This window comes from Belnapia moabensis DSM 16746 (assembly GCF_000745835.1).
GTDB classification, from domain to species: Bacteria; Pseudomonadota; Alphaproteobacteria; order Acetobacterales; family Acetobacteraceae; genus Belnapia; species Belnapia moabensis.
This window is the reverse complement of the sequence record NZ_JQKB01000056.1, coordinates 26,368-33,300: the sequence shown is the minus strand read 5'-3', so window position 1 is coordinate 33,300 and position 6,933 is coordinate 26,368. Positions and strand designations below refer to the sequence as shown.

Annotated in this window: 3 protein-coding genes and 2 pseudogenes; 2 read left to right on the top strand and 3 right to left on the bottom strand. The window is 63.5% G+C overall.

What is annotated here, in order from left to right:
• The coding region (locus EP26_RS33460; RefSeq protein ID WP_043342163.1) for a transposase at nt 1–246 on the bottom strand (246 nt) is incomplete at its 3' end.
• A 64-nt stretch (nt 247–310) separates the two neighbouring features.
• A pseudogene (locus EP26_RS22925) lies at nt 311–571 on the bottom strand (transposase); the annotation flags it as partial.
• 314 nt (nt 572–885) lie between these two features.
• Here EP26_RS22925 and EP26_RS22920 point away from each other — a divergent pair.
• Complete coding sequence (locus tag EP26_RS22920) at nt 886–2,232, top strand: cytochrome P450 (protein WP_211259524.1); 1,347 nt, start codon at nt 886–888, stop codon at nt 2,230–2,232.
• A 799-nt stretch (nt 2,233–3,031) separates the two neighbouring features.
• Here EP26_RS22920 and EP26_RS32310 read toward each other — a convergent pair.
• Complete coding sequence (locus EP26_RS32310; RefSeq protein WP_169747461.1) at nt 3,032–5,290, bottom strand: ATP-binding protein; 2,259 nt, start codon at nt 5,288–5,290, stop codon at nt 3,032–3,034.
• A gap of 334 nt (nt 5,291–5,624) precedes the next feature.
• On the opposite strand from EP26_RS32310, the pseudogene EP26_RS22910 reads away from it, so the two are divergent.
• A pseudogene (locus EP26_RS22910) lies at nt 5,625–6,339 on the top strand (IS3 family transposase); the annotation flags it as partial.
• Between the last annotated feature and the right edge of the window lie 594 nt (nt 6,340–6,933).

Sequence of the window (6,933 nt, the reverse complement as noted above, 5' to 3'; positions counted from 1 at the left end):
CCGCAGGAGGCTCTCGACGAAGCCAGTCGTCTGGCGCAGCGCCATGCCGAACAGCACCTTCATGGTCAGGCAGGTCTGGACAGCAGCATCGCTATAGAGGGGCTGTCGGCCCCGTTTACCGGTCGGCGCGGCTTCCCAGGTCATCTCGAGATCGAGCCAGATCGTTAGCGAGCCGCGTCGCTTGAGCCCGTCGCTGTAGGCAGGCCAGTTCCTGGTCTTGTAAGTCGGCGGTGTCGGTCTGCTCATGCCGTCCAGCTATCACGCTGGATTCACGAGATGAATCCCCCTCAGGCCATTTGTGCAACAGAGCCCGTTCCACCACCAGCTGCCCGATCTTCGCGTGCAGCTTCTCAACCTCAGCCTCGGCCGCCTTCGCGCTCTCCGGCGCCGCCGCCTTGCCGGAGAATACCGCCGTCAGCCCCTCCATGGCCTGCCGCTTCCACTCGCCCACCATCGTCTGGTGAATGCTGTGCTTCACCGCCAGCTGCGCCGTCGTCAGCTCACCCCGCAGCGCCTCCAGCGCCACCTTCGCCTTGAAATCCGCCGAGTACCGCGTCCGCTTGCCCGTCATCCGGGTCCGTCCTTCTCACAGGCGAACCGAGCTTACCCGCCTGTCCGAAATCCGGGGACCACCTCAGATCGCTGGGGCGATGTACGGCTATGCCAGCATCCCCAACGAGTGGCGCGAACGGCTGCTCTGGCGCAAAGAGATCGAGGCGGCGGGTTGGAACCTTATCAGCCAGCCCCGCCACTGAGTCGACTACAGTCTGACACAAGGGCGAGCACCGGCCCCGAAGGGCGGAACTCGACGTTGCTGCCGCTTTGAGGACCCGCGGCAAGAGGAGGGCTGTCGCTATGAATTCAGCTGACGTGCCGCTTAATCGTGTGAAGGTCGTGCCGCCTCCACGGCGCGCCCTTGCGCATATTCCGGGCAGCAATGGCTTACCGCTTATCGGCAGCACCCTGCAGGTTCTCGCCGATCCCAAGGGCTACTACGAGGCGCTCGCCGCACGGCATGGACTTGTGATGCGGGTCAACATCCTCGGTGAGACGGGCGTGCAGCTGCTGGGGCCGGAGGCGAATGAGCTGGTGCTGTTCGACCAGCAGCGCCTCTTCTCCGCCCAGCTGGGTTGGGGCCGATTTCTCGACCGGGTCTTCCCGCGTGGCCTGCTGACCCTGGACTTCGAGGAGCATAGACTGCAGCGCCGCGCGCTGGCGGTGGCCTTCAAGGCCGGGCCGCTGCGGGCCTATCTGGCGACGCTGGATGCGGGGATCGCCGCTGCTGTGGCGCGGTGGCGGGCCACACCTGGCCCGATGACGCTCTATCCGGAGATGAAGCGCCTCACCCTCGACCTCGCCGCACGGTCCTTTCTCGGCGCCGATATTGGTCCTGAAATGGAGGGCATCAGGTCTGCGTTCGCCGACATGGTCGCAGCGACGGTCGCGCCCATTCGAAGGCCGCTACCGGGAACGCAGATGCGCCGCGGCGTGCAGGGCCGCACGCGTATCGTCGCGTACCTCGCTCAACAGGTCCCGTCTCGTCGTATGTCAGATGGCAGCGACCTGTTCACCCAGCTCTGCCATACGACGACGGAGGATGGCGTACCGCTCCCCACCCAGGCGGTGGTGGATCATATGAGCTTCCTGATGATGGCGGCGCACGACACGCTCACCTCCTCGCTCACGGCCTTTGTATGGCTGCTCGCCACTAACCCGCGTTGGCAGGTTCGACTACGTGACGAGATCGCCGGGCTCGGCCTGCAGGCTGACGAGCCATTGCCCTTCGATCGGCTGGACGAACTGCGGCTGACCGGGATGGCTTTTGAGGAAGCGCTACGGATCATACCACCAGTACCCGCCGTGCCGCGACGCGCACTGCGGGACTTCGAGTTCGGCGGCTACCATATCCCGGCCGGTACTTCGATCGGGATCAATCCGCTGTTCACGCATCATATGCCAGGTCTCTGGCCCGACCCCGACCGCTTCGACCCGGACCGCTTTAACGAGACTGCGCGGGCAGGCCGCCGCCGTGGCGCCTATGTCCCGTTCGGCGGCGGCGCCCATATGTGTCTCGGGCTGAACTTCGCCATGATGCAGGCCAAGTGCTTCGCTCGGCACTTGCTGCAAAACCTCTCGGTCGGCGTCGCGCCCGGCTACGTCACAGCCTGGAGGATGTGGCCGATTCCTCAGCCAAAGGATGGGATGCAACTGCACCTGGTGCGCATCGACTGATGCACCGCACAGGCACGGTGTGCAACGTCACTAGGTCATCAAAGCCGCTCACCCGCTTAGCGAGCACCGCGTGCAAATCGATCATCTAGGCGGACTGAAGCACTTCCGCCCCAGACTCGCTGACACCGACATCTTCGTCGATATGGATACCGACAATTGCATTATGATCGTGCAGTTTCAAATAGCGACTTGGACAGCGATGGTCCTCTGGCTGTCCGCCAAACCATACGCTTCAACGGGATGACCACCTCAGCCGTGAGACCGCTCTGCTCCCATCGCCGATCGACTGTGCCGCCAAGCTGATTTCGGACGGTGGCGTCGATGTCGCGCGAGCCGAAACCACGGCGCACTGGGTTACCTTCGATCGGTAAACCATTCGTCTCGATCCACAGTAGCTCCAGCGTTTTGGTATTCCCTTGGGCGCTGTTCACATGCCAGCGCACTTCCACTCATCTGTTAGGCACAGACATAGCCCCGTGCTTCGCTGCATAAGTGGCCAGCTCATGCAGCAACATGGCCATGGGCCGAACCACCTTGGCCATCAACGCAACCGGAGGTCCGTCCAATAACACTGTTATCCGACATCCGTCCCACGCTTCTTGGTGCGTCGACACGTAGACGGCTAACTCACGTTCAACAAGCGTGCGGAGGCCAGCGCCACCCCAACCCCGCTCAGCGATTAGCGAATGCACCGCCCGAGATCCACGGTGCCTTGCTCTTCCGTTACCGCATTCTCGGTCTGCGTATCATGCAGTCGAACCCTCTGGTTGGCCTTGAGAATCTCACGACAAGGATATTGTTAGTCAGGCAGGATGTTCCGCACCTTCTGATCTGCTCGCTCAGTTTCGAGAAGCGCTGCCACCCAGTCAGACAGCGCCCTCGCGTCGATCGGCTTGCGTAAAAGCGAGAAAGTACCACTCAGCGCACCGCCGATTGCGAGCTCCGCTGCATCCGTCACGTAGCCGGTCAACAGGATGGCTGGGAGCCCCGGCCACCGACGCTGCGCCTCCCGGATCAGGGTCAGGCCGTCCACCTCCGGCATGGACAGGTCGGAGACGAGAAGGTCGACCTCTTCGCCGGCTTCCAACGCCATCAGTGCCTCGGCTGCCCCGCCGACGGCAAGAACAGTGAACCCTGCCACCCTCAGGCTCTCGGCAGTTATATCGCGTACCACCACCTCATCATCCACCAACAGAAGGCGCCCACGCCTCCGCTGAATAGGAGCAGCCGCGTCCGCGGCCAGTTGCCCTGCTGCCTGCGGTTCCTCGTCCGCGACCGGCAACCAGAGTGATACTGTTGTGCCGCTGCCGAGCTCGCTCTCCACCGCGAGAGCTCCGCCTGACTGCTCTGCAAAACCGCGAGCCATGGCGAGGCCAAGCCCTGTACCCTTGCCCTTTGGCTTTGTCGTGAAGAACGGTTCCGATGCCCGCGCCAGCACCTCAGGCGGCATGCCCATCCCGGCGTCGCATACTGACAGGCGTACATATGCACCCAGCCGCAGCTGCGGTGGAACTCCAGCGTTTTCCCCGGCGACCAATGCCGCGGCGGCAGACAGCGTGATCGTTCCCTGGCCCCCCAAGGCGTCCCGCGCGTTCGCGGCGAGGTTCACCAGAACCGTCTCGAGTTGTCCCCGGTCGGCGAGTAGCGGGGGAAGTCCGGCCTCAACCTCTACCCCAACACGGATCCCACCACCGAGGGTGTGCGAGAGCACCTCTTGCATCCCCACGAGCAAGTCCTGGCCATCCAGCGGTTCGGCGCGGAGGTCTGATCGGCGGGAGAACGCAAGAAGGCGACGCGTCACGGCGGCTCCCCGCTCTGCTGCTTCTCGGACCATCGCCCCGATGCGGCGCACCCGGGCCGGATTGTCAACCGAACCCTCGATCAGCTTTACACCACCACTAACAGCCTGGATGACATTGTTGAAGTCGTGCGCGATACCGCCGGCAAGCTGGCCGAGCGCCTCCATGCGTTGGGCATGGGCAAGCCGGGCCTGGGCCTCCTCTCGCGCTGCGACTTCCTGCCGCACCCGTGCCTCGAGTTCCTCGTTCAGGCGGCGGAGCGCCCCCGCGCTTGCCCCCACGGCAGCCTCGGCCTCAGCAAAGCCCCGCCGAAGCACCTCCAACTCGGCGACGCTAGCGGGCGGAATGTCGGCAGCCGTGACCTTCGCTCCGCTCGCCGCGAGTGCCTGAGCGTGATAGGTCAGTTGCTGAACGGGGCGAAGGATGCGGCGCGCGGCGAAAGCGGCCGCGAGTCCGCCAAGCAGGAAGGCAACAGCGCTGCTGCCCAGGAGCACCAGGAGCGGTCCGCGCCAAGCCGCATCGAAGTGGGCGGCGGGCTCACCGACGAAGACGGTCCAACCCTCTGCGGCGGGTACAGCGGCGAAACCAAAGACGTGCTCCCCACCGTCGAGCGACACACCGCGGTAAAACCCACTCTCTCTTCCGGCAAATTGCCGGACATTTGCTGAAGGCACTGGCCGGCCCACGAGGCGGTCGTGCTCAGCGTCGGAGCGTGCGACGAGGATAGCGCGGGAGTCAGTCGCGGCCGAGAAGGCGCTCTGCGGTAAGGTCTGACGCTCGAGGAGCTCTCGGAGCCGCTCGGCGCTGATTGCGGCGGCGGTAACACCCGCGACCCGACCCTCTTCATCCATCAAGGGAAGGGCGACCGACACCACCGGTCGGCCTGAGAGCGAGCCAATGACGAGGTCGCCAACCGCAAGCTGCCCCGAGGCGAGGGCCTTCTGGACCGCTGCTGAAGAAGTCGCGCGCGCCATGGGGACGCCGAGTGGACGAAGGGAGCTGAGCACCTGCTCTCCATCCGGCGCGAGAACGGCGACCGTCGCCGCGTATTGCTGGCCGATCCGCACCGCTTGGGCGTGCAGGGCGACGGGGTCGCGCGGATGAAGCGGATCCGGGCCAAGGGCTGGCGAGGTTGCGAAGGCCGAAAGGGCGCCGGCGATGCCGCCGAAATCGCGGTCCACGGCAAGGGCCAGGGCACGCGCAGTTGCCCGAAGCCGGTCCTCGGCCGCCTCTTGTCGGCTGCTCGCAACAGCCCACACGGCTGCCCCTCCTGAGAGGAGAGCAGGAGCCAGGGCAATAGCCACCAGGCCAGCGAGGAGCGTGGAGAGCTTTGGAGTGCGCCTCATGCGATGGCGGTCCCCCATCGCAATCTCCAGCACTTCGGCTCTCGACGCTGCGACGTTTCCCCAACTTGGTGCTCCGTTCCTGTTGGCCAGCCGTAATCTCCTCGTCACCGGAACTCTCGTCGGGCCTCATCAAGTTCGGGCAAGCTTACAATCATGAGGCAGAAAAACATCATATTAGATCTATCTATAAGGTTTAATATATCCGTGACGCAACATTCCGCGTTGCGTCACGGCTCAAGCTCCAAACCGACTGAAGCGGCTGGTGGCGGAGCTCAGCCTCGACAAGGCTGTGCTGCAGGACGTCTCGTCAAAAAATTTTCCGGCCAGCGCTCATGAAGGAGGTTGTGGCCTATGTGGCGCGGAGCCACGGCTACAGCGAGCGCCGGGCCTGTTCTCTGACGCGCCAGCATCGATCGACGCAGCGCAAGCCGAGTACCAGAAACCCACGCCTCGAGATCCGGCAACGCATGCATGAGATCGTGCAGACGCGGATCCGCTATGGCTACCGGCGGGTCCAGATCATGCTCAGGCGTGACGGCTGGACTGTGGGGCGCAACCTGGTCTGGCGTTTGTACCGCGAGGAAGGCCTTGCCCTGCGCAGCAAGCGACCAAGGCGGCGCAAAATGGTCGTGCACCGCGAGGCGCGGTGCGTGCCAAAGCGCCCCAACGAGGCCTGGAGCCTGGACTTCGTCCACGACCAGCTGAGCCAGGGCACGAAGTTCCGGGCCCTGACCGTGGTCGACATCTGGAGTCGTGAAGGCCTGGCGATCGAGGTTGGCCAGCGGCTCAAGGGCAGGCACGTGGTCGAGGTGCTGAACCGGCTCGTCCGCTAGCGAGGCGCGCCGAAGTATCTGTTTGCCGACAACGGCGCCGAGTTCACTGGCCAGCTGGTTGACCTCTGGGCTTACCATCACGGAGTGCAGATTGACCTCTCGCAGCCCGGCAAGCCAACCGACAACGCTGAACCTGGACCACCAAACCCAAGCGCCTCACCACTTGCGATACCGAGCGGCCGCCTTCAACCGCAGCTACCGCCTCCAGCATAAACGCATCCGGAAAGACCCGGCGCCGCTTGCCACTCTCCGTCATCACCACCTCCCAGGTTCCTCAGCCTGTCAGAGGTGTCCGTGGAAACGGGATAGGACCAGCGGCCGGTTGAATCTTGCCTGCGGACACGAAAGGCGGGTGCCTCCGGCTCATGCGTGTTCCCAGTGGCCTGCAGATCAGCATTATTGCGCCGCATGAAGGAGCGCCGGAGATTTGGCACATCCTAGCCCGAACGAAAGGCTGAAAAACCTCAGAACAGTTGTACAACTTGAAGATGTATTAGATTTTTACTACAACTTACGCGTGTAATATCTGGATATTAGTTTCCTTGTCGGTCAGGCGCGAAGCCTCTGCGGTTTGTGATAGTAGAATGCCCCCTGCGGTAGAGGCTTGGGCTTGCCGTCCTCCTCTCTTCCAGACATACGCACCATACTTATCTGAATGTAATGTCGCCTTTATGCGCAGTGTCGGCCCATGAAAAAACAATGAGAAACAAAAAGCAATTCTAA